Genomic DNA, 23,813 nt, shown 5'->3' with positions numbered 1-23,813 from the left:
GCATGCGGTTAGGATTTCTAGATGAACATTTTGCTTGTGGGCGCAGGATTGTCGGGCGCTGTAATTGGTCGCAAATTGGCTGAGGCTGGCCATAACATCACGATCGTCGACAGCCGTGCCCATGTCGGCGGCAATTGCCACACCGAACGCGACGCTGAAACCGGCGTCATGGTGCATGTCTACGGCCCCCACATCTTCCATACCGATGACGAAGAGGTCTGGGACTACGTCAACAGCTTCGAGACCTTCCAGCCCTATAAGAACCGTGTGAAGACGACCTCGCGCGATCAGGTGTTTTCGCTGCCGATCAACCTGCACACGATCAACCAGTTCTACAATCGCACGATGCGCCCCGATGAGGCCCGCGCCTTCATCGAGCAACAGGCCGATACCAGCATCACCGATCCGCAGAATTTCGAAGAGCAGGCAATGCGTTTCGTGGGGGCCGATCTCTATGAGGCGTTTTTCAAAGGCTACACGATCAAGCAGTGGGGCGTCTCTCCGACAGAGCTTCCCGCCGCGATCCTCAAACGTCTGCCGGTGCGCTTCAATTACGACGACAACTATTTCTTCCACCGCTTTCAGGGCATGCCCGAGAACGGCTACACGCAGATGATCGAGCGCATTCTCGATCATCCGGGCATCACCGTGCAGCTTGAGACGCGCTTCACCCGCGAGATGGGCGAACCCTACGATCACGTCTTCTATTCGGGCCCGCTGGATGGCTATTTCGATTACGAACGCGGGCGGTTGGGCTATCGCACGCTCGATTTCGAGCGCTTCACCTATGAGGGCGACTACCAAGGCTGCGCTGTGATGAATTACGGTGAGGAATCCGTCCCCTACACACGGATCACCGAGCACAAGCATTTCTCGCCTTGGGAAAGCCACGAGGGCTCGGTCTGCTATCGCGAGTTCTCGCGGGCCTGCGAGCCCGATGACATTCCCTATTACCCGATCCGTCAGGTCAAAGAGAAAGCCCTGCTGGCCGACTACGTGGCGATGGCAGAGACCGCGCCCGATGTCACCTTTGTCGGGCGTCTGGGCACCTATCGCTACCTCGATATGGATGTAACGATCCGCGAGGCGCTCGATACCAGCCGGACTTTCCTCGAAAGTGTCGAGACGGGTGCTACGATGCCCGCCTTCTGCGTGGCGCCACTCTGAGCGCATAACACCGCCCGGGCTCACCCAATGGCCCGGGCGCTTCACCCCGTTTGATGACGCTGCGGATCAGCTCGGGCTCGCCGGGGGAAATTTAAGGAATCCTCACCTCACGGGGATCTCTTCATGATTTATTTACCAAACCGCCGACAATATTCACCTTTCTCGTGTGGAATTTGAGTGGGCGATTTCAATGGTGACACCAGTTCTGCTATGCGGCGGAGCGGGAACGCGGCTATGGCCTCTTTCGCGCGAGTCCTACCCCAAGCAATTCGTTCCGCTGATCGGGGAAACGACGCTGTTTCAGGCCGCAGCCAAACGGCTTTGCGGTCCGCGATTTGACCCGCCGGTGATCGTCACGAATAGCGATTTTCGCTTCATCGTGACCGAACAGCTTGCCGAGATCGATGTGACGCCCGGCACCATCTTGCTTGAACCGGAGGGGCGCAACACCGCCCCCGCCATTCTCGCCGCAGCGCTCTGGCTCGCGCGCAAAGATCCCGACGCGCTAATGCTGATCGCCCCCTCCGACCATCTGCTCTCCGATGCCGATGCCTTTCTCGCGGCCATTGAGGCGGGCCTTGGACCCGCGCGGGCGGGCGAGATTGTGACATTTGGGATCACCCCCACCCATCCCGAAACCGCCTATGGCTATCTTGAACTGGCCGAGCGCCCGCAGGCCGATTACGAACCGCCGCGCCCGCGTTCCTTTGTCGAAAAGCCGGACCCGGATCGCGCCGCCGAAATGGTCTCTGCGGGTCGATACCTCTCGAATGCGGGGATCTTTCTTGCCTCAGCGCGCTGCCTGCTCGAAGCCTATCACCACCACGCGCCCGAACTGATCGACCCCGTGAAACAGGCCGTGGAGGATTGCGAGCCCGACCTGAATTTTCACAGGCTCGCGCGGGTCCCGTGGTCGCGCGCGCAAGATATCTCGATCGACTATGCCATCATGGAGAAGGCCGACAATCTTCGTGTCATTCCCTATGATGCGGGCTGGAGTGATCTGGGGGGCTGGACCGCCGTTTGGCGCGAAAGCACTCCCGATTCCAAGGGCGTCGTCACCTCGGAACATGCCACCGCGCTCGATTGCGAAGACACGTTGCTGCGTTCAGAGGACAGCGCGATGGAGGTGGTCGGCATTGGCCTCAAGAACATCATCGCGATTGCGATGCCCGATGCCGTGCTGGTCGCCGATGCCAGCCGCGCTCAGGATGTGAAACAGGCCGTGGCGGCTCTCTCCAAGAAACAGGCGCGACAGGCCAGCTGCTTTCCCAAGGATCATCGACCTTGGGGATGGTTTGAAAGCCTCGTTCAGGGCAACCGCTTTCAGGTCAAGCGCATCGTCGTGCGCCCCGGGGCCGCGCTCTCACTGCAATCGCACCATCACCGCTCAGAGCATTGGATCGTTGTGCAGGGCACCGCGCGGGTGACCATCAACAACACAGAGCAGCTCATGACCGAAACTCAGTCGATCTACATTCCGGTGGGCGCGGTGCATCGGCTGGAAAACCCCGGGAAACTGCCAGTGGTGCTGATCGAGGTTCAGACCGGCGCCTATCTGGGAGAGGATGACATCACCCGCTTTGACGACGTCTATGCCCGCAAATGAGCCACACGACACGCCCCGGTTCGGCACAAGCGGCCTGCGCGGGCGCATCGAGCTTCTGACGCGCGCCTGCATAGCCGATCACACCCGCGCCTTTCTCGCCACCGGCCCGACAGGCGGAGTCGTCCATCTGGGCCACGACCTGCGCCCCTCTTCGCGCGCCCTCTCAGCATGGCTTTGCGACACCCTTCAGACCGAGGGCATCACGGTCCATGACTGCGGCGCGCTTCCCACGCCCGCGCTGGCTCATCGCGCGATAGTGCGGGGCCACGCCGCGATCATGGTCACCGGCAGCCATCTGGCCGCGGACCGAAACGGATTGAAATTCTTCCGACCCGCGGGCGAGATCACCAAATCCGATGAGCAAGCGATCTCCGCCGCGTTGAACCGCCCCCCAGCGACCGGTCCTCGCGGCCCGGCTGTGGCGGTCAATGATCCAACTTCCGAGTATCGCGCCCGCTATCACACAGCGTTCGGGGCCGATGCACTGCGCGGCCTGCGTCTTGGGGTTTTTCAGCATAGCTCCGTCGCGCGCGATCTGATGGTCACAAGTCTTACCGAACTGTGCGCGCAGGTCATCCCCTTCGGACGCTCCAACAGCTTTCGCCCGCTTGATACAGAGGCGCTGGACTCCGAAATTCGTGCTGAAATAGAGACGTTTTGTGCCGCACATTCGGTTGATGCGGTTCTCTCGACAGACGCGGATGCGGACCGGCCCCTGTTGACCGACGCAACCGGTCAGGTCTGGCCGGGCGACGTCCTTGGTGCCTGCGCGTCTCGCGATCTCGGCGCCAGTGAGATTTGCACGCCGATCACATCAAACAGCCTGATCACCGCGCTCCCCGGGATCCAGCACACCCATTTCACAAAGATCGGCTCTCCCTATGTCATCGCGGCAATGTACGCGCGCCAACGCTGCGCGCCCGGCGCGCGCCTCGCAGGATACGAGGCCAATGGCGGCTTTCTTCTTGGATTCGAGGTGCAGGGACCAGCAGGTATGCTGGCCCCGTTGCTCACCCGCGACAGCCTTTTACCGATGATCGCCGTGCTGTCGCAAATCCGCAGGACGGGCCAAAGCCTCGCGGAACGGCGCGCCGCCCTCCCCCGGCGCTTCACCGCCTCCGACCGGATCGCAGGCGTCGAAACCAGCGCCTCTCACGCTTTGATCGATCACCTGACCCGCAACGCCGACGCAAGACAACGCCTTGTCCCGGATATGGGCCCGGAGCGCGAAATCTCACGCATCGATGGGCTGCGCATCGGATTCGCCTGCGGTCGTATCCTGCACATCCGCCGCTCCGGCAACGCGCCGGAATTGCGGATCTACACAGAGGCCGAGACACAATTCGCGGCTGAAAAATGCCTGAAACAGTGTCGAAAATCGGTGGAGACGCGCCTCGCTCAGACCCAACGCCCCGTAGCACAAAGCTGAACCGTCACGCTCGCTGGCGTCGTCGCATCCGAGAACCTCACCGCAGAGCCCTGCACCACCCCGCTGGCCGACACGCTCCGCAGCGATACGAAATGCAACCGCTCCGGCCCCGCCGCATCGACGACGGCCACCGCCGTGACACTCGGCGGCGCGACAAAGGCCATCGGGAAATCCCAGTCGAAATCTGCGGTACGATAGGGCGCGCTGCGACTTCCCGTACCAAGCGCCAGAGACGACCCGGCATCCAGCTCGGTCCAGCAGCTCTGCGTCCCATCCGCGAGCCGGGTATATGCGCCATTCCCATTGGCCCCCCGCTCGATCACCGCCCCCGTCGACTGGCCCGCAGCCTGCGACACCGGCCCCAGCAGCACACCCGCAAACGCCTTCCACGCCTGCCAGCTCGCGCCACCATCCTCGGATTGCCGCTGATAGGATTGCGCGCCGGTCGTAAACTCCTGCAAGACGAGATCGAAGGACCGCCAGACCCGCAAGATTCCCGCCACCGCCAGCGGCAGATTGCTACTCCCCGGCGTGCCAGACCAAAAGCCCGTGCTCAGGCAATTATCGGCATCCACGACGATCGGCATAGAGGTCGATGCCCCCAGACCAAACGCCCCGACCGCCATCAAACGGCCGTCAGCGGTATCACTCGCGCTTTGCTGAATGGCAGCCCCGTTGAGCCGCCCGGTCGCAGCATCGACCCGCAGCGCCTCGGTCCAAGTGCTGCCATCGGCTGAGACCTTGATATGCAGATCGTTGTCCCCGGCAAGTCCGACTTCCGCATGCCCGGTCCAGCTGCTTTGATACAGCAAAGAGGCCGTATCAGCGGATGCCGCCTTATTCAGCTTCACCCGGTGATCAGAGCCCGCATGGGTAAACAGGCTCGCATCCGAGGCCACCGCCAGCCGATTTGTCGCGTCAGACTGCGTACCAACCCCCACACCTGCAAGGTTCTGCAGATCCGGTCCAAGCTCCTCCCAGACACCATCGGTGAAGACGCAGAGCGTTTCCGTTGCACGATCCCAGCCGCGCCACCCCTCCATCGGGGCCAGAAAGACCCAATCCTCGCCACTCCATTGTGCGAGCATACCACCCTTGCCCGCCCAGTCCCCTTGCGGCGACGACGACAACGCATGGATTTGCCCGACCTGTGGCACGACCGGCGGCATCTCGGCCGCGCGCGCCTCCAAGACAAGCTGGGTGATCAGATCGAGACGCTGAAGCGCCTCGTTATGGGTGACATGTTTTTGCGCCTGGCTCGGCAGAAGAAATGGCAGGCCAAGGCGAGGAGAACTGTCCGACATGAGAAAGGGCCTCTTGCGCTGTGATCGGGTCAGCACCTTATGAGGCAAATCTCTCAACGAACTCTGGGCCGCGCGGGCTGCGCTTTAAGCGGGCGTTAATACACCCGCCCCGCTTACCCCTCCATATCAGGCCGCCCGACCGAGCTATAAGCTTTGAACCCAGCAGCGCGCGCATCTTCTGCGGTGTAGATGTTGCGCAGATCGGCCATTCGCGGCGTCTTCATCGAGGACGCGATCCGGCCCAGATCGAGCGCGCGGAACTCGTTCCACTCGGTCAGGATCACGATCAGATCGGCCTCTTGGCTTGCGGCATAGGGATCCTCGATCCAATCGACGCGCGGCAAAAGCTGTTCGCCCTCGTGGCGGCCTTGCGGATCGACCACGCGCACAGTTGCACCGCCGCCCAGCAGAGCGGGCACCACGGTCAGGCTTGGCGCATCGCGCATATCGTCCGTGTTGGGCTTGAAGGTCACGCCCATGATCGCGATCACCTTGCCGTTGAACGTCCCGTCGCACAGATCCAGCAGTTTATCCACCATCCGGCGCTTCACCTGCTCATTGATGCTGATCACGGCCTCGGTGATCCGCATGGGCGAGGCATTTTCCTGCCCGATCCGCGCCAGTGCCTTGGTATCTTTCGGAAAACACGAACCGCCAAACCCCGGGCCGGCATGCAAGAAATTCTTCCCGATCCGGTTGTCGAGCCCCATCCCCTTGGACACTTCCTTCACATCCGCGCCAACCTTTTCGCACAGCGCTGCGATCTCGTTGATGAAGGTGATCTTGGTCGCAAGAAAAGCATTGGCCGCGTATTTGATCATCTCCGCCGATTCGAGATCGGTGGTGACGATCGGAAATTCGCGCAGATAGAGCGGGCGGTAAATTTCAGCCATGACCTTAGCGGCGCGATCGGTCTCAACGCCGACAACCACCCGATCCGGCTTCATGAAATCGTCGATCGCCGCGCCCTCGCGCAGGAATTCAGGATTCGAGGCCACATCGAAATCAAGCGCCGGATTGGCTGCGGCCACAACCTCGCGCACTTTGCGGTTGGTGCCGACCGGCACGGTCGATTTCGTGACGATGACGATATAATCCTTGGCCTTCTGCGCCACCTCTTCAGCCGCCGCCATCACATAGGTCAGATCTGCATGGCCATCGCCGCGCCGCGTGGGCGTGCCGACCGCGATAAAGACCGCCTCGGCGCCCTCCATCGCCTCGTCAAGATCAAGCGTGAAGGTCAGTCGCCCGGCCTCGACATTGCGGATCATCAGCCGATCGAGCCCCGGCTCAAAGATCGGAACCTTGCCGCTTCTGAGCATGTCGATCTTGCGTGCATCCTTGTCGACACAGACCACATCATGCCCGAAATCCGAAAAGCATACCCCCGACACAAGCCCAACATAGCCCGTCCCAATCACAACAATCCGCATCTCGTTTCCTTATCCGTCAAAGGGGCCGCGTGGTGTCACGGTTCAGCGTCACTCGTGACTTTATAGACATGAGTGACCCAAAGTCTATTTCGCCTCTTTCATGGGCAGAAAACGTGAAAACAGTGTGGCCGCGCCAAGACATTCCGCAGCAGGCGCGAGGACACGGCAACCCAAATCACCATTCCCCTTAAACTAAGGGGATCTCGGATCTTCGGGATTTTCCGGTGGAAAAATTGGTGCCGCTGAAGGGACTCGAACCCCCGACCCCATCATTACGAATGACGTGCTCTACCAGCTGAGCTACAGCGGCACCTTTGTGGAACGGGCCTTGCGACCCTGTCCCGAGAACCGACCCGCAGGGCGCGGATCACTTCGGTAGCGGGCGATTAGCATGCGCGCGCGCGGATGTGTAGCCCCAAAATGCGTCAGTTTGCAGACTGCTTTTCTCCTGTGCCCTCACCGCTATCCTTGCGCGCGGCATCCGGTTCACCGTCGGGCTCGACGATCTCTGCATCATCCACAGTACGCGCTTCAGAAGGCGCGGCGTTGGGCTTGCCGACGATCAGCGGAAGCATCTCTGCCCCATGCGGCAGCGGCGAGGCATTCTGAGAGGTCTCGCGCCAACTCAAAGTGTCAAAGCCACCGCAATTGTCGCAGACCGGCGTCCAATCCGCCTGAATGTTCTGGCATTTGTCACAGCACCATTGCGGACCGCGCGGCGCGCTGAGCGCACGGGCCAGCCATCCGCGCACAACCGCGTCATCCGCGCCTTCACCGCGCTCGACCGCCGCCATGATCGCCAGAACCCGCGCCGTCGGATGGGTTTCAACCAGATCGCCCAGCGCCCGCCGCGCGGCAGGAAAATCTTCCGCAGCGATGTTCAGCTCGGCCCGCAGCAGACGCGATTCTTCGTGATCGGGACGCAGCTCCAGCAACTTCCCGAACCGCTTGAGTCGCTTGGCGGGATCTTCATCCGGCGCAACCTCGGCATAGACCGCCGCAAGATCGGGATGGGGTTGCGAGGACCAGGCTTTGCGCAAAAGCCGCTCCGCCGCGCGCGGCTTGTCCTTGTCGATATAGGAGCGCGCCGCCATCACGACCGCCGGAATCAGATCGGGTGAGGCCTTGGCCGCCGTAATCGCCGCCTCGCGCGCTTCAATGCTCGCGCCCTCGGCCATCACGCCCTTCGCCTCCTGCAGCGCCATCACGGCATCGCGGCGCTTATGCACGTCGCGCGGCAATTCTCCTTGACGCATCTTGGATTGCAGAACGGAGCGCGCCCCTTTCCAGTCACCGCGCTCGGTCTGCAGCTTAAGCAGCGTATCTTGAACCTCACGATGGCGCGGTTTGAGCGCATAGGCCTTCTTGGCCAGCTGCAGCGCCGTATCCGTATCGCCTTCAGCCAGTTTTTGCCGCATCAGCCCGCGCACGCCGACAAACCGCGTGCGATCATCCGCGAGCAGACGCTTGTAAACCTCACTGGCTTTTTTCGTATCGCCCATCTGCTCGGCGGCCTGCGCGGTCAACAGATTGGTCAATTCCGGGCGTTGCAGATACCGCTGGGCCTTGGCCGCCTTCGACATGGCCAACCGTCCCTCGCCTGAGGCCGATGCCATCATCCCCTCGGCAAGCGCCTCATAGCCTTTGCGCTCGCGATTGCGGTCGAAATAGCGGCTGATCGCCGTCTCATCTCCGGCGAGAAACCGCAGGAACGCGACAAACAGCCCGACCACCTTGATCACCAGCCAAACCGCGAGGAACAGCAAGATCACCGCAATCACGGCTTGCAGCGGGCCGAGGGTAAACTCCATCCCCATGCTCGACAGCCGCAGCCCGCCAGACATATCCGCAAGATGTGAAAACCCGAGCGTCACCGCGGAGACGATCACGAGAAACACGGCGATTTTGATAACGGTCCAGATCATCTGCGGCTCCCTACTGATTCTGGCCAAGCTGGCTGGCCGCATCCAGCGCAGCCACCCGCGCCTTGGCCTGCGCGACCCAATCGGCCATCATGGGCTGCGCGGCGTCGGGCAGTTTCGCAATCTCTGCCAGCGCCGGTTTCAGATCGCCGGTGTCGACATCGGCCTGCGCGCGCGACAGCACCGCATCCGCGCTGTCGCCCTGCCTCGCAGTCAGCGAACGCGCGCCCGTCTCGGTCAACAAGAACGCCCCGAGCTTAGAGGCAAAGCTTGATCCGCTATCCGCCTTTCGGGCCGCCGCCAGCGCTTTGCGCGCAGCGTCGGGGAAGCTTTGCTGCAACGCCTGCTGTGTGGGCACATCACCGCTCAACGCCTCGGGCACGGCAATCCCGGCTGCCTGAAGATCTGCGCGCGCCGGCGCGAGCGGAACACCCGCATCAAGCGCCGCCTTCATCCGCGCAGCCGCCGCCTGAGCCATTGCCGCTTTCGCCGCAGCCTCGGACTGATCGCGCAATTTCTGAGCCTGCTGCTCGGCCTGCGCGATGCGCTCCTGAGCCGCTTTTGCCTCCGCTTCGAATTTCGCCTGCGTCTCGGCATCGGCGGCCCCGCCGCTCGCGCCAATTCCCTTCACTTGGGACTGCAGAGCCTCAAGCGCCGATTTATTTGCCCGCACTTCCGATCCGATCTGATCGAGCGAAGTCTGAACGCCGGACATATCGGGCGCAGGCGCGGCCTGCGATTTCAACGCCGCCAGATCCGAGCTGAGTGCGTCGATCTTCTTGGCTTGGGCCGCAAATTTGGCATCCATCTCATCGCTGATTTGCGGCGTCTTTGCCGCCGGGAGCCAGCCCGACAGACTGGGCGGCAGGTTCGGAATCGCGACAATCACGGCACCCGCGCCGATCACAGCGGCAAGGATTCCGCCGAAAATCAGCGGCAAGGTTCCGGCACGACGCACTTCAATCACGCGCGGCTCCGGGGGCTGGGGCGCGCTCTGGGCGGTCTCAGAGGGGCGATCATGGGGATAGGCTTGCTCAGAAGAGGGCTCTTCACCTGCCTCTTCCCCGCTGGTCTCCAACGTCGGCACGGTTTGCACCTCCATCGGATCTGCCTCGGGGGCTGCTTCTTCGGATGTCTCGGTCTCAGAGGTGCTCTCAGCAGCCGCGCCTTCAAGCGCTGCCTCATCGGACGAGGTCACATTCTCTGAAACCGGCTGTTTCGACGGCACGGTCTCGGTTTCATTCACGCCCGTGGGCACGTCAGCCCCTTGAGTTTCCGTAGAGATGTCGGCGTTTTGCGTCTCGACGCCCTCGACACCATCCGTTGCCTGAGCCTCGGATTTGGGCTTCCGGGTTCTCGGTTTCGTCATTGCTCACGCCCTCCACTTGCACCGCGAAACATCGCAGGGTCAGGCCAATCTAGAGGGCAGCTCGCCCCGGCTCAACCCGCCATTTGCGCACGTAACAATAGAGTAAGCGCATCCATGACACCGTCCGAATTCGCACGCATCGCCGTTTCCAGATGCTCAATATTATTGCGCGGACAGGCCTCGGCAACGGCTGGGCTGATCGCGGCGACATAGAAACGCGCAGTGGCATCCCCAGCCTGATCCCAGAAAGTTCGCGCAGAATTTGGGGAAAAGAGCGGCAAAAGCACCGGCCCGCCCGACCCAAGCACATCACGCGCTTCATTCGTGAAGGCCTGCCGAACCTGACGGTATAAAACCACCTCTTTCGTCTCTATTCCGGCGGAATTCAGCGCAGATGACAGATCAAAGGCCACAGGCTCGCCGCGGGCATGCAAGATCGATCCCCTGGCATGACGCGCGAGGATCACCTCAAGCAAAGCCTCGGCGCCCGCATCTCCCGCAATCGCTGTGAATCCCGCCGCGCGCGCGGCCTGTGCCGTGCGCGCGCCCACACAAAACGCCACGCGCCCGCCCGCCGCTTGCCGCAGTGAAAACAGTCTCACCGCCTCTTGCGAGGTAAAGATGACGCTATCTGCTGAAGGGATCGGGTTCTCAACTGCCTCAAAATCCATCAGCGGAGAAACCACGGTCGGCCAATCCGCGCTGAAACGGGCCCGGAAGTCTTCCGCAAAGCTCAGGGCTCCGTCCCGCGGACGGGTCAGCAACAGAGGCGGTCTGGCGCGATACTCTTCCATTTGCCTGATCATGTCCCGGGATTGTGCGAACCCAGCCCCGGTGTTACCTCCGAAGGAAGAGTCACGCAATATCGGCCCCGATGACACACGCCCTCACCTTTCTCGGCCTCGAGTCGAGCTGCGACGATACGGCAGCTGCCGTGGTGCGCGTCTCTGATACGGGGCGCGAGGTGCTCGCCTCCGTCGTCTCCGGCCAAACCGAGCTGCACGCACCCTTCGGCGGCGTTGTCCCCGAGATTGCCGCGCGGGCCCATGCTGAAAAGCTCGACCTCTGCGTCGAAGAGGCGCTTGCAAAAGCCGGTCTCGCGCTGTCCGATCTCGACGGCATCGCGGTGACGGCGGGGCCCGGGCTGATCGGCGGCGTCATGTCCGGCGTCATGTGCGCCAAGGGTCTCGCTGCGGGCTCCGGTCTTCCGCTGATCGGTGTGAACCACCTCGCAGGCCATGCGCTGACGCCGCGCCTCACGGATGGGCTCGACTATCCCTACCTGATGTTGCTCGTCTCCGGAGGGCATTGCCAGTTCCTGATCGCGTCCGGTCCGGAAAACTTCACGCGGCTTGGCGGCACCATCGACGACGCGCCCGGCGAGGCGTTTGACAAGGTCGCGAAACTTCTGGCTCTGCCGCAACCCGGCGGTCCATCCGTCGAGGCAGAGGCCCGCAAGGGGGATCCGCGCGCCATCGCACTGCCACGTCCGCTGCTGGATCGACCCGGCTGCGACATGTCTTTCTCGGGGCTCAAGACAGCGGTCCTGCGGGCGCGCGATCAGATCATCGCCGAACATGGTGGCCTGCCCAAAGCACGCCGCGCCGATCTTTGCGCCGCATTTCAGGCCTCGGTCTCGGATGTGCTCGCCGAGAAATCGCGCCGCGCCCTGCGGGAATATCTCACGCAGGCCCCTGCTCATCCGGCTCTGGCTGTGGCCGGTGGGGTCGCTGCAAATAAGGCCATTCGCGGCGCATTAGAGACTGTTTGCGCCGAAATGTCCGTCGCCTTTCTCGCCCCGCCGCTTGCGCTTTGCACCGATAATGCGGCGATGATCGCCTATGCGGGGATCGAACGCTATCAAGGCGGCGGCCGCGACGGTATGGATCTTGTCGCGCGTCCCCGCTGGCCGCTCGATCAAAATGCGCGTGCCCTTCTGGGCTCTGGCAAGAAAGGGGCGAAGGGATGAGCATCGCAGTCCTTGGCGCTGGTGCCTTCGGCACGGCTCTCGCGGTCAGTTTTGCGCAGGTCGGCCCGGTCACGCTCTGGGCGCGCGATCCGGCCCAAGCAGAGCTGATGCAAACCAGCCGGGAAAACACGCGCCGCCTATCCGGTGTCACGCTGCCCGCGCCGCTGACGGTCACCGCCAATCTGGCAGAGGCCTTTGCCGCAGACACTATTTTGCTTGCCATGCCGATGCAGCAGATGGCGGGCTTTCTGGCCGAGCACCACGCCGCCCTCTCGGAAAAGACCCTGATTTCGTGCTCCAAAGGGATCGACATCGCGACGGGGCTTGGGGCGACCGGTCTGATCCGGACGCATTGCCCCGACGCCCGCGCCGCCGTGCTGACCGGGCCGAGCTTTGCCGCCGACATCGCGCGCGGGCTTCCCACGGCGTTGACATTGGCCTGCGCAGACCCAAGCGCGCAGCTTCAGGCCACGCTTTCGACCCCGACACTCAGGCTCTACCGCACCACCGACACGGTCGGGGCAGAGCTGGGCGGGGCGCTCAAGAATGTCTACGCCATCGCCGCCGGCACCGTGATCGGCGCGGGGCTTGGCGATTCTGCCCGCGCCGCCCTGATGACGCGCGGATTTTCCGAGATGCAGCGCGTGGCCCTCGCGCTCGGCGCGCGACCCGAAACCCTTGCAGGGCTGTCGGGCTTTGGCGATCTCATCCTGACCTGCACATCGACGCAATCGCGCAATTTCCGGCTTGGCTACGCGCTCGGCGCTGGCGAGGCGTTTGATCCGTCGATCACTGTCGAAGGCGTTGCAACCGCAAAAGCAGTGTCTAACCTCGCGCAAAACAACGGATTCGAAATGCCGATTGCCGCGATGGTTCCCGCGTTGACCGATCAGAAAATCAGTGTGGCCGAGGCGGTTCAAGCCCTGCTCACACGCCCGCTCAAGGAGGAATGAGATGTATTTTGCCGTGATCTGCCGCGACAAGCCCGGCGCGCTTCAAATCCGTAAGGACAACCGCGAGGCCCATCTGGCCTATATCGCCGAAACCGGCGTCGTCTTCATGGCGGGCCCGTTCATCGAGGACGGCGAAATGCACGGCTCGCTCGTGATCCTTGAGGTCGCCGATCTGGCTGCGGCGCAGGATTGGGCCGCGAACGACCCCTATGCGAAAGCGGGCCTCTTTGCGGAAAGCTCGGTTCAGGAATGGAAGAAGGTGATTGGCTGATGCGCTACTGGCTGTTCAAATCCGAGCCCAACAAATGGTCTTGGGACATGCAGGTCGCCAAAGGGGAACAGGGCGAGGAATGGGACGGAATCCGCAATTACCTCGCGCGGAACAACATGCGCGAGATGGAAATCGGGGATCGCGGCTTCTTCTATCACTCCAATATCGGCAAGGAGGTTGTCGGCATCGTCGAGGTCTGCGCGCTGAGCCATCCCGACAGCACAACCGATGACCCGCGCTGGGATTGCGTCGACATCAAAGCCGTCAAACCGCTGAAACGGCCGGTGACCCTGGCTGAGGTCAAAGCGGACCCGCGCCTGTCAGAAATGTCGCTTGTTACTTCGATGCGGCTGTCGGTGCAGCCCGTAACGCCGGAAGAATGGCGGATTGTTTGCGCCTTGGGCGAAGTCGATCCCGACTGAAACGCAGCCCAAGCATACAAAAATGCGGAGGATTCCGGCACCCCTACCAGAACCCTCCGTCCCCCAGGTGCTCCCCACTCGCACCACACATGAAACGTAAATCTCGGATCTGGCCTTTCTGGCCGGTCCTTGTGTTCTATCCCAAACACATGATTTCTGCAAGTTTCGAATCCTGAAAATTCAAGTCAAGACAACCATTTAGAGATAATGTTTTGTTAATGCCCGACGCAGACCCACCCTGCGACGCGCCGCCCGCAGGACAGGCCCTTCCCGCTGATTTCATGCGGGAGTCACGGCCTGCATCCGCCCTCCAAGCCTGAGCAACTACACGGGCGCGTGAATTGTCGCAAAGCTGTTACATTTTCGTTGCATAAGCGTCACCGGACTCACCTACGACCCCATACCAAGGCCAAAACTTGGCCCGATACAAAATCTGGGAGTATCAAATGAAAACCGTGACCTTTACCGCATCCGCCCTGGCAATCATCGCCGTTTCGGGCACCGCTGCATTCGCTCGCGACAATGTTCAAGTCGCTGGCTCCTCGACCGTGCTGCCCTACGCCTCGATCGTGGCCGAAGCCTTTGGCGAGAACTTCGACTTCCCGACCCCGGTCGTGGAATCGGGCGGCTCCTCGGCGGGCCTCAAGCGCTTCTGCGAGGGCGTCGGCACAAACACGATCGACATCGCGAACGCCTCGCGCAAGATCCGCGACAAAGAGATCAAGACCTGCGCCGACAATGGCGTGAAGGACATCATGGAAGTCCGCATCGGCTATGACGGCATCGTCTTCGCCAGCCAAAAAGACGGCCCGGCCTTCACCGCCTTCGAGCCGGCCGATCTCTACAACGCGCTCGGCGCCAAGGTGCTCAAAGACGGCGCACTCGTCGACAACCCGTACACCAAGTGGAACGAGTTCAACGCCGATCTGCCCGATGCAGATATCAACGCGTTCATCCCCGGCACCAAGCACGGCACCCGTGAAGTCTTCGAAGAGAAAGTTCTCCTCAAGGGCTGCGAAGACACCGGTGCGATGAAAGCCATGGTCGACGCAGGCATGTCCGAGAAAGACGCCGAAGCGGGCTGCATGAAAGTGCGCACCGACGGCAAATCCGTGGATATCGACGGCGATTACACCGAAACCCTCGCCCGCCTCGGCTCCAACCCGAACGGCGTCGGCGTCTTTGGTCTGGCGTTCTACGAGAACAACACCGACACGCTGAAAGTTGCGACCATGTCGGGCGTCGCTCCCTCGACCGAGACCATCGCATCGGGTGACTACCCGGTGTCGCGTCCGCTCTACTTCTACGTGAAGAAAGCGCATATCGGCGAGATCCCCGGCCTCAAGGAATACGCTGAGTTCTTCGTGTCCGACGACATCGCAGGCCCTGACGGCCCGCTGGCTCAATACGGCCTCGTCTCAGATCCGGAACTGGCCAAGACCCAGCAAGCCGTGGCTGACGAAGTGACCATGGGTTCGGGCATGTAATTGCCCAAACGGGGGGCGGCATTTTTCGCCGCCCCCAACTCTCCTTTTAGGTTTTTTCTAAAGCATGGGTGGGGCTTATGCCTGTTTTCTGGCTCGCAGGGATCGTCGTAGCGCTCAGCATCGCGGGTTTCGCGATGGGGCGTGCGCGCGCGTTCCAATCCTCCGGGGGGGATGCCCGCGTCTTGCATTCCCTGCCGTTCTACGCCGGGGCGTTGGTGGCAATGTCGGCCTGCCTTCCGGCTCTGATCGTCCTTGTTCTGTTGATGGTCCTTGGCAGTTCACCGCTCATCATCAGCATCGCGACAATCGGCGCCGCACTGATCGGCATCGCTCTCAGCTTCCCAAGGATCTCACGCGATTTCCGCGCCAGAAACGCGGTCGAGGCGGGAGTGCGCGGGCTTTTGATCGCAGCCGCCAGCATCGCTATCCTCACCACGATTGGTATCGTCCTGTCGCTGATCTTCAACACCGTCGAGTTCTTCAAGCTCTACCCGTTCACCGAGTTCTTCTTCGGAACGGAATGGGCTCCGAGCTTTGGCGGCGGCTCTACATTGGGTATCCTGCCGCTGATCTGGGGCACGCTCTATATCTCGCTGATTGCACTTCTGGTCGCGGTTCCGGTCGGGCTCTTTGCAGCCGTCTACCTGTCGGAATACGCGTCGCGCCCGGTGCGTAGCGTGATCAAGCCCTTGCTCGAAGTGCTCGCCGGTATCCCCACGATTGTCTACGGCCTGTTCGCGCTTCTGACCGTCGGCCCCTTCTTGGTGTCGATCTTCGGACCGAACGGCCCGACGGCCGCGATCTCGGAAAACGGCTGGATGCATGCGGGAACTGCGGTGATGACCGCGGGGCTCGTGATGGGCATCATGCTGATCCCGTTTGTGTCCTCGCTCTCGGATGACATCATCAACGCGGTGCCGCAAAGCCTGCGCGACGGCTCTTACGGGATCGGCGCAACAAAATCGGAAACCATCAAGCAGGTGATCCTGCCCGCCGCCTTGCCCGGCATCGTCGGCGCCGTGCTGCTGGCCGCATCGCGCGCCATCGGCGAGACGATGATCGTTGTGCTGGGCGCGGGCGCGGCAGCCCGTCTGAGCCTCAACCCGTTCGAGGCCATGACCACCGTTACCGCCAAGATCGTCAGCCAGCTCACCGGGGACGCGGATTTCTCGTCCCCCGAGGCGCTGGTGGCCTTCGCCCTCGCCATGACGCTCTTCGTGATCACCCTGTGTCTTAACGTCTTCGCACTGTGGATCGTGCGCAAATATCGGGAGCAATACGAATGAGCGACGCGACTCATCCCGCAGCACACAAGAGCCCCGCGCGCTCCTTGCATCAGCTGGACGCCCGGACCAAACGCCGCAATGCCTCGGAGCGCCGGTTCAAGGTGATGGGCATCGTGGCCATCGGAATCGGCCTTGCCTTTCTGGTCCTGCTTCTAAGCACGATCGTGATCAACGGCTCGACGGCTTTCCAGCAAACCTTCATCAAGGTGCCGGTCTATCTTGACCCCGCCAAGCTGGACAAAAGCGGAAATCGCGACCCCGATGATCTGAAAAAAGCCACGACATTCACCTATGCGCCGCTGGTGCAGAACGGTCTGCTCGAGGTTGTTCAGAAAGCAGGTTTCGGGTCGGAGCTGTCGAAGTCGGACATGAAGAACCTGATCTCGGCCTCCGCGGCAAGCCAGGTTCGCGACCGGGTGCTTGCCGACCCGTCGCTGATCGGCAAGACGGTCGATTTCGAAATCTTCGCCTCCTCGCGCGTCGATGGCTATCTCAAGGGGCGCGTGCATCGCGACGAGATCGCGCTCGACAAGAATATCAGCGTGGCCCAGCTCGATCTCGTCGATTCGCTGCGCAAGGACGGCGCGCTGCACAAAGGCTTCAACTGGACCTTCATCTTCGGCGCCGATGCCTCGGATTCGCGCGCCGAACAGGCCGGGATCGGGATCGCGATGCTTGGCTCCTTCTACATGATGCTGGTGGTGCTGGTGCTCGCCCTGCCAATCGGTGTGGCCGCCTCGATCTATCTTGAGGAATTCGCCAAGAAGAACCGCTTTACCGACCTGATCGAGGTGAATATCTCGAACCTCGCGGCGGTGCCCTCGATCGTCTTCGGTATCCTCGGGCTTGCCGCCTTCATCCAATTCGCGCATCTGCCGCAATCGGCACCGCTTGTGGGCGGGCTCGTGCTCACGCTGATGACACTGCCCACGATCATCATCTCGACCCGCGCCGCCCTCAAGGCCGTGCCCCCCTCGATCCGCGATGCAGCCCTCGGCGTCGGCGCCTCCAAGATGCAATCGGTCTTTCACCATGTCCTGCCGCTTGCGATGCCGGGCATCCTGACCGGCACGATCATCGGCCTCGCACAGGCTTTGGGCGAAACAGCACCCCTGCTGCTGATCGGGATGGTGGGTTATGTCGCAACCAACACGCCGGAAGGCTTCTGGGACGGCTTCGTCTCGCCCAACTCGGCCATGCCCGCGCAGATTTACGAATGGGCCAAACGGGCGGACCCCGCCTTCTACGAACGCGCCTGGGGCGGTATCATCATCCTGCTGATCTTCCTGCTCGGCATGAATCTCATCGCCATCATCCTGCGTCGCAAATTCGAACGCCGCTGGTAAGGTAAGGAGCTGCAGCCATGAACGATATGACACTGACGGAGAGAGCCGTGAACGCCACCGATTGCAAGATAACCGCGCGCAACGTGCAGGTTTATTACGGCGAAACGCACGCCATCAAAGATGTCGATGTCGACATTCTCGACAAGACGGTCACCGCCTTCATCGGCCCCTCGGGCTGCGGCAAGTCGACCTTCCTGCGCTGCCTGAACCGGATGAACGACACAATCGACATCTGCCGCGTCAAAGGCGAGATCCTGCTGGATGGCGAAGACATCTACGACAAGCGGGTGGATCCGGTGCAGCTGCGCGCCAAGGTGGGCATGGTGTTCCAAAAGCCCAACCCCTTCCCCAAGTCGATCTATGACAATGTGGCTTACGGCCCGAAAATCCACGGCCTGACGCGCAACCGCGCCGAGCTGGACGAGATCGTCGAGGCCTCGCTGCGCAAAGCCGCTCTGTGGGGTGAGGTGAAAGATCGCCTGCAAGCCCCCGGCACCGGGCTCTCGGGCGGCCAGCAGCAGCGCCTTTGCATCGCGCGCGCCATCGCAACCTCGCCCGAGGTGCTCTTGATGGACGAGCCCTGCTCGGCCCTCGACCCGATCGCCACGGCACAGGTCGAAGAGCTGATCGACGAGCTGCGCACGAACTTTTCAGTGGTGATCGTCACCCACTCGATGCAACAAGCCGCACGTGTATCTCAGAAGACGGCATTCTTCCATTTGGGCAACCTCGTGGAATACGACGAAACAGATCAGATTTTCACAAATCCGACCGACCCCCGCACAGAAAGCTACATCACCGGACGGATCGGCTGAGGAGACAGGCATGAGCGACCATATTCTTTCCGCATTCGACCGCGACCTCGAAGCGGTTCAGGCCCTCGTCGTCAAGATGGGCGGCCTCGTCGAGGAGCAAATCCTCAACTGCGCCAAAGCACTCGAGACCCGCGACGACGAACTGGCCCAAGAAGTTCGCAACCGCGACAAGGCCGTCGACGCGCTCGAAGAGAAGATCAACGAGGAAGCCGCCCGCCTGATCGCGCTGCGGGCCCCTGCCGCGCGCGATTTGCGCATGGCGCTCTCGGTGATCAAGATTTCCGCCAGCCTCGAACGGGTCGGCGACTACGCCAAGAATATCGGCAAACGCTCGCAGGTTCTGATGGACAGTCCCGCGATCAACGGCACGCCCGCCGCGATCCGGCGTATGGCGCAGGCCACCGAGGCGATGCTCAAAGATGCGCTCGACAGCTACATCCAGCGCGATGCCGACCTCGCCCGCGACGTGCGCGCCCGTGATCTCGAAGTCGATCAGATGTATAACGCGCTGTTTCGCGAATTCCTCACCTATATGCTCGAGGACCCGCGCAACATCACGCCCTGCATGCACCTGCATTTCATCGCCAAGAACATCGAGCGGATGGGCGACCACGCGACCTCGATCGCCGAGCAGGTGATCTATCTCGTGACCGGCGAAATGCCCGACGATGCCCGTCCGAAATCTTCCAGCGTGATCGAGACAGAGGTCTGACATGTCGCCTGCCCAACAGCCCAGCGTGCTTGTCGTCGAAGATGAATCCGCCCAACGCGAAGTGCTCAACTACAATCTCGAAGCCGAAGGGTTTCGGGTGGTGATGGCGGAAAATGGCGATGAGGCCCTGCTCATGGTCTCCGAGGAAAAGCCCGACCTGATCGTGCTCGACTGGATGCTGCCGAATGTCTCCGGGATCGAAATCTGCCGGCGGATCAAATCCTCCAACGAGACCCGCCACATTCCGGTGATCATGCTCTCGGCGCGCTCCGAAGAGGTCGACCGCGTACGCGGCCTCGAGACCGGGGCCGATGACTACGTCGTTAAACCCTACTCGGTGGTCGAGCTGATGGCCCGGGTGCGCACCCAACTGCGCCGCACCCGCCCAGCCACGATGGGCGAACGCCTCACCTATGACGATATCATGCTCGATTCCGAGGAGCATCGCGTGTTTCGCGACGGCAAGCCGCTGAAACTCGGCCCGACCGAATTCCGTCTGCTCTCGACGCTGATGGAAAAGCCGGGCCGCGTCTGGACCCGCGATCAACTCCTCGACCGGGTCTGGGGACGCGACATCTATGTCGACACGCGCACCATCGACGTCCATGTCGGCAGGCTTCGCAAGGCGCTGATGACCCATGGCGGTGAAGATCCCGTGCGCACCGTGCGTGGCACCGGCTATTCGCTGGGCTGAACGGGGCCACCAAACGCGGCCCCCTTCCTCTTGATCTAAGTATCCCGGGGGCTGCGCGTCAGCGCAGCGGGGCAGAGCCCCTCACCGCCCCCGGGATCTCGGCACGGTCGTGAGCCGCGCTATTTTCCCTGCCCCAGCCGACAGGCCGACAGAGCCGCCATGTTGAGGATATCGTTCACGGTGGAGCTCGTGGAGCACAGCTGAACCGCATAGGCAGGACCGGTCAGAATAGGCCCGATCACGGTGGCCCCGGCCATCTCCTGCATCAGCTTGACCGAAATCGACGCCGAATGCCGCGCAGGCACAACCAGCACATTGGCAGGCCCGCTCAACCGACAGAACGGATATTGCGCCATCTGATCCGGGTTGAGCGCGACATCGACGGTCATCTCGCCCTCATATTCGAAATCGACATCGCGCTCATCGAGCACCTGCGGCGCGACATGCATCTTCGTGGCCCGCTCCGAGACCGGATAGCCGAAGGTCGAGAACGAACAGAACGCCACGCGCGGCTCCAGCCCCAGCCCGCGCGCCACCTGCGCACCGGCCGTCGCGATATCGGCCAGGTCATGCTCATCGGGCCACTCATGCACCAGCGTATCACCGATCAGCACAACGCGGCCCTTGTTCAACAGCGCCGTGATCCCGACTGCCCCATCCGAGGGCTTGGCGTCGATCACCTTGTTGATCAGCTCAAGCACATGCGCCGATTTGCGCGTAGCCCCGGTCACCATCCCGTCGCCGTGGCCATGCACCAGCATAAGCGCTGCGAAGACATGTCGGTCACGGTTCGCCAGCTTATCAGCCTCCTCGCGGTTCACACCTCGGCGCTGAAGCCGCGCATAGAGATACTCCTTGTAGCTCTCGAGATGTTTCGAATTGGCCGCGTTCACGACGGTCAGTTCACGATAAGCATCGCCCAGACCTGCGGTCTCGAGATGCTCCTTCACATCCGCCTCACGCCCGACGACAAGCGCTTGGCCCATTCCGCCGCGCTGATAGGCCACCGCAGCACGCAAAACGCGCGGATCGTCGCCTTCCGCAAAGATCATCCGCGCCTGAGCGCGCCGCGCGCGCGCATGAATGCCCTGCAGGATCGAGGCGGTGGGATCCATCCGCGCCCTGAGGCTCTGGACATAGCCATCCATGTCAATGATCGGGCGCCGCGCCACGCCGGTATCCATCCCGGCCTTCGCAACGGCGGGCGGGATCACGTGGATCAAACGCGGATCGAAAGGCGTCGGTATGATGTAATCCCGCCCGAAAGTCAGCTTGCGCCCATAGGCCATCGCGACCTCGTCGGGCACGTCCTCGCGCGCCAGCTCGGCCAAGGCGCGCGCGCAGGCGATCTTCATCTCATCATTGATCGCGCGTGCATGAATATCGAGCGCCCCGCGGAACAGATAGGGGAAGCCCAGCACGTTGTTTACCTGATTGGGATAATCCGACCGACCCGTCGCCACGATCGCATCGGGGCGCACCGCATGCGCCTCTTCCGGCGTGATCTCTGGATCGGGATTGGCCGTCGCGAAGATCACCGGGTTGTCGGCCATCGACTTGACCATCTCTTCGGTGACCGCGCCCTTGGCCGACACGCCAAGGAACACATCGGCCCCCATCATCGCGTCTTCAAGCGTGCGCGCCTCGGTCACCGCCGCATGGGCCGATTTCCACTGGTTCATCCCCTCGGTGCGACCTTGATAGATCACCCCCTTGGTGTCGCACATGATGCAATTGTCATGCTTGGCCCCCATCGCCTTGACCAGCTCAAGACAGGCGATACCCGCAGCCCCCGCACCGTTCAGAACGATCCGGCAGTCCGAGATCTTCTTGCCCGACAGCTCCAGCGCGTTGATCAGGCCAGCGGCACAAATCACCGCCGTGCCGTGCTGATCATCGTGAAACACGGGGATATCCATCATCTCCTTGAGCCGCTGCTCGATGATGAAACATTCCGGCGCCTTGATATCCTCAAGATTAATGCCACCAAAGGTCGGCCCCATCAGCTTGACCGCATTGATGATCTGCTCGGGATCCTCGGTGTCCAGCTCGATATCGATCGCGTTCACATCGGCAAACCGCTTGAACAGAACCGCCTTGCCTTCCATCACCGGCTTGGACGCCAACGCACCCAGATTTCCCAGTCCCAAAATTGCCGAACCGTTCGAGATCACCGCCACCATGTTGCCTTTGACCGTGTAATCATAGGCAAGCTCTGGGTTCTTCGCGATCGCCTCCACCGGCACCGCGACGCCCGGGCTATAGGCCAGCGACAGGTCGCGCTGCGAGGTCATCGCGGTCGAGGCGACGATGTCATATTTCCCCGGGCGTGGCTCGAGGTGATAGGCAAGCGCCTCTTCAGGTGTAATCCGGTTCTTCGTGGGCATGGGCCAATGCTCCTTTATTTATTCTCCTCCTTCCTATCCACCGCCACGGAACCGCTCAATGGAATTGCGCCCGATTCCGGGGTTTTGTAGGGTCGCGGCACAAGAACTGGGGGCGATATGACCAAGCCGACCGTCACGCCGATGATGGAACAATATCTCGGGATCAAAGAGGCCAACCCTGGCGCGCTCCTGTTTTATCGCATGGGCGACTTCTACGAGATGTTCTTCGAGGATGCGGTCGATGCCGCAGCCGCGCTCGATATCGCACTGACAAAGCGGGGCAAACATCTCGATCAGGACATCCCGATGTGCGGCGTGCCGGTTCATGCCGCCGAAGGCTACCTGCTGACGCTGATCCGCAAGGGCTTTCGCGTCGCCATCGCAGAGCAGATGGAAGACCCGGCCGAGGCCAAAAAGCGCGGCTCCAAATCCGTCGTGAAACGCGATGTCGTCCGACTGGTCACCCCCGGCACGCTGACCGAGGAAAGCCTGCTGGAAGCGCGGCGTCACAATTTCCTCGCCGCATGGGCCGATGTCCGCGACAGCGGCGCGCTGGCTTGGGTCGACATCTCCACCGGCGAGTTTCGCGTGATGGCCTGCCCGCTCACCCGCCTGGGCCCAGAGCTTGCCCGCCTCGCACCGCGCGAGGTTCTCGCAAGCGACGCGAAAGCTGACGATTGCGCCGAAATAGTCTCTGATATGCGCGCAGCACTCACTCCGATCGCGCGCGCCAGCTTTGACAGCCAATCGGCGGAAAAGCGGCTTTGCGCGCTGTATTCGATCAGTTCGCTCGATGCATTCGGCACGTTCTCGCGCGCGGAAATCGCCGCGATGGGGGCAATCGTCGACTATCTCGACATCACCCAAAAGGGCAAACTGCCGCTCCTGCGCCCGCCGATCCATGAAGAAAGCGGCGCTTCGGTCCAGATTGATGCCGCGACACGCCGAAATCTCGAACTGACCCAAGCCCTGTCGGGCGGGCGCGAGGGATCGCTGCTCAGCGCAATCGACCGCACCGTGACCGCAGGCGGTGCGCGCCTGCTTGAGCGTCGGATCTCGGCCCCCTCGCGCAATCTCCCGCAAATCCATATGCGCCATGATTGCGTGCGTTTCATGCTGGAACAGGGTCGATTGAGCGAAGATCTGCGCGCCAGTCTCAAGCGCTGCCCCGACATGGATCGCGCGCTCTCGCGGCTTGCGCTTGACCGAGGCGGCCCGCGCGACATGGCGGCTATTCG

General features: G+C 62.1%; 20 protein-coding genes and 1 tRNA gene. 14 read left to right on the top strand and 7 right to left on the bottom strand.

The genetic code is table 11. The annotated features are described in order from the left end of the window. Positions 1 to 21: 21 nt before the first annotated feature. From glf to DL1_RS16960, 3 genes are all read left to right on the top strand, one after another. Complete coding sequence (glf, locus tag DL1_RS16970; protein WP_038068474.1) at positions 22 to 1,167, top strand: UDP-galactopyranose mutase; 1,146 nt, start codon at positions 22 to 24, stop codon at positions 1,165 to 1,167. A gap of 190 nt (positions 1,168 to 1,357) precedes the next feature. Beyond that, complete coding sequence (locus tag DL1_RS16965) at positions 1,358 to 2,776, top strand: mannose-1-phosphate guanylyltransferase/mannose-6-phosphate isomerase (protein ID WP_038068471.1); 1,419 nt, start codon at positions 1,358 to 1,360, stop codon at positions 2,774 to 2,776. After that, a complete protein-coding gene (locus DL1_RS16960) occupies positions 2,763 to 4,205 on the top strand; it encodes a phosphohexomutase domain-containing protein (RefSeq protein ID WP_038068469.1) in 1,443 nt (480 codons plus the stop codon). The genes DL1_RS16965 and DL1_RS16960 overlap by 14 nt, the downstream gene beginning before the upstream one ends. Here the strand turns inward: DL1_RS16960 and DL1_RS21020 are convergent. From DL1_RS21020 to DL1_RS16930, 6 genes are all read right to left on the bottom strand, one after another. Then, a complete protein-coding gene (locus DL1_RS21020) occupies positions 4,175 to 5,509 on the bottom strand; it encodes a DUF2793 domain-containing protein (protein ID WP_051693641.1) in 1,335 nt (444 codons plus the stop codon). The two genes, DL1_RS16960 and DL1_RS21020, sit on opposite strands and share 31 nt — an antisense overlap. Before the next feature lie 113 nt (positions 5,510 to 5,622). After that, a complete protein-coding gene (locus tag DL1_RS16950) occupies positions 5,623 to 6,942 on the bottom strand; it encodes a UDP-glucose dehydrogenase family protein (RefSeq protein ID WP_038068467.1) in 1,320 nt (439 codons plus the stop codon). 234 nt (positions 6,943 to 7,176) lie between these two features. Continuing rightward, a tRNA-Thr gene (locus DL1_RS16945) sits at positions 7,177 to 7,252 on the bottom strand. A 115-nt stretch (positions 7,253 to 7,367) separates the two neighbouring features. After that, positions 7,368 to 8,867, bottom strand: a complete 1,500-nt coding sequence (locus DL1_RS16940; protein WP_051693640.1) for a heme biosynthesis protein HemY — start codon at positions 8,865 to 8,867, stop codon at positions 7,368 to 7,370. A gap of 10 nt (positions 8,868 to 8,877) precedes the next feature. Then, on the bottom strand, positions 8,878 to 10,233 hold the full coding sequence (locus DL1_RS16935; protein WP_038068465.1) for a COG4223 family protein: 1,356 nt from the start codon (positions 10,231 to 10,233) through the stop codon (positions 8,878 to 8,880). Positions 10,234 to 10,304: 71 nt separating this feature from the next. Continuing rightward, positions 10,305 to 11,027 (bottom strand): uroporphyrinogen-III synthase, encoded by a 723-nt coding sequence (locus DL1_RS16930; protein WP_051693639.1) that lies wholly within the window; start codon positions 11,025 to 11,027, stop codon positions 10,305 to 10,307. A gap of 80 nt (positions 11,028 to 11,107) precedes the next feature. On the opposite strand from DL1_RS16930, the gene tsaD reads away from it, so the two are divergent. The 10 genes from tsaD to phoB all read left to right on the top strand — a co-directional run bounded on the left by tsaD (position 11,108) and on the right by phoB (position 20,188). Continuing rightward, positions 11,108 to 12,202, top strand: coding sequence for a tRNA (adenosine(37)-N6)-threonylcarbamoyltransferase complex transferase subunit TsaD (gene tsaD / locus DL1_RS16925; RefSeq protein ID WP_038068463.1), 1,095 nt, complete (start codon positions 11,108 to 11,110; stop codon positions 12,200 to 12,202). Beyond that, positions 12,199 to 13,155 (top strand): NAD(P)H-dependent glycerol-3-phosphate dehydrogenase, encoded by a 957-nt coding sequence (locus DL1_RS16920; RefSeq protein ID WP_038068461.1) that lies wholly within the window; start codon positions 12,199 to 12,201, stop codon positions 13,153 to 13,155. Before tsaD ends, DL1_RS16920 begins: the two co-directional genes overlap by 4 nt. A gap of 1 nt (position 13,156) precedes the next feature. After that, positions 13,157 to 13,426 carry a YciI family protein gene (locus DL1_RS16915; RefSeq protein ID WP_038068458.1) on the top strand — a complete coding sequence of 90 codons (270 nt, stop codon included), beginning with the start codon at positions 13,157 to 13,159 and terminating at the stop codon, positions 13,424 to 13,426. Then, entirely contained in the window at positions 13,426 to 13,848 is a 423-nt protein-coding gene (locus tag DL1_RS16910) for an EVE domain-containing protein (RefSeq protein WP_038068490.1), read from the top strand. The genes DL1_RS16915 and DL1_RS16910 overlap by 1 nt, the downstream gene beginning before the upstream one ends. A 446-nt stretch (positions 13,849 to 14,294) precedes the next feature. Further along, positions 14,295 to 15,335 carry a substrate-binding domain-containing protein gene (locus DL1_RS16905; protein ID WP_038068455.1) on the top strand — a complete coding sequence of 347 codons (1,041 nt, stop codon included), beginning with the start codon at positions 14,295 to 14,297 and terminating at the stop codon, positions 15,333 to 15,335. A 77-nt stretch (positions 15,336 to 15,412) separates the two neighbouring features. Beyond that, positions 15,413 to 16,621: a phosphate ABC transporter permease subunit PstC gene (gene pstC / locus DL1_RS16900; RefSeq protein WP_038068452.1), complete on the top strand. Its 1,209-nt coding sequence runs from the start codon at positions 15,413 to 15,415 to the stop codon at positions 16,619 to 16,621. After that, positions 16,618 to 17,967 (top strand): phosphate ABC transporter permease PstA, encoded by a 1,350-nt coding sequence (pstA, locus tag DL1_RS16895; RefSeq protein WP_038068449.1) that lies wholly within the window; start codon positions 16,618 to 16,620, stop codon positions 17,965 to 17,967. Before pstC ends, pstA begins: the two co-directional genes overlap by 4 nt. Before the next feature lie 17 nt (positions 17,968 to 17,984). After that, on the top strand, positions 17,985 to 18,782 hold the full coding sequence (gene pstB, locus DL1_RS16890; RefSeq protein ID WP_038068447.1) for a phosphate ABC transporter ATP-binding protein PstB: 798 nt from the start codon (positions 17,985 to 17,987) through the stop codon (positions 18,780 to 18,782). Between the two features lie 10 nt (positions 18,783 to 18,792). Continuing rightward, on the top strand, positions 18,793 to 19,494 hold the full coding sequence (phoU, locus tag DL1_RS16885; protein ID WP_038068445.1) for a phosphate signaling complex protein PhoU: 702 nt from the start codon (positions 18,793 to 18,795) through the stop codon (positions 19,492 to 19,494). A gap of 1 nt (position 19,495) precedes the next feature. Further along, complete coding sequence (gene phoB, locus DL1_RS16880) at positions 19,496 to 20,188, top strand: phosphate regulon transcriptional regulator PhoB (RefSeq protein ID WP_038068443.1); 693 nt, start codon at positions 19,496 to 19,498, stop codon at positions 20,186 to 20,188. A 119-nt stretch (positions 20,189 to 20,307) separates the two neighbouring features. Here phoB and DL1_RS16875 read toward each other — a convergent pair whose 3' ends face one another. Continuing rightward, positions 20,308 to 22,575, bottom strand: a complete 2,268-nt coding sequence (locus DL1_RS16875) for an NADP-dependent malic enzyme (RefSeq protein WP_038068441.1) — start codon at positions 22,573 to 22,575, stop codon at positions 20,308 to 20,310. A gap of 117 nt (positions 22,576 to 22,692) precedes the next feature. On the opposite strand from DL1_RS16875, the gene DL1_RS16870 reads away from it, so the two are divergent. Beyond that, positions 22,693 to 23,813: MutS N-terminal domain-containing protein (locus DL1_RS16870; RefSeq protein WP_038068439.1), on the top strand; the 1,121-nt coding region annotated here is incomplete at its 3' end.

The sequence above is a fragment of the Thioclava dalianensis genome (assembly GCF_000715505.1).
In the GTDB taxonomy this organism is placed as follows: Bacteria; Pseudomonadota; Alphaproteobacteria; order Rhodobacterales; family Rhodobacteraceae; genus Thioclava; species Thioclava dalianensis.
The sequence above is the reverse complement of the archived record's forward strand: the minus strand, read 5'-3'. Positions and strand labels throughout refer to the sequence as shown.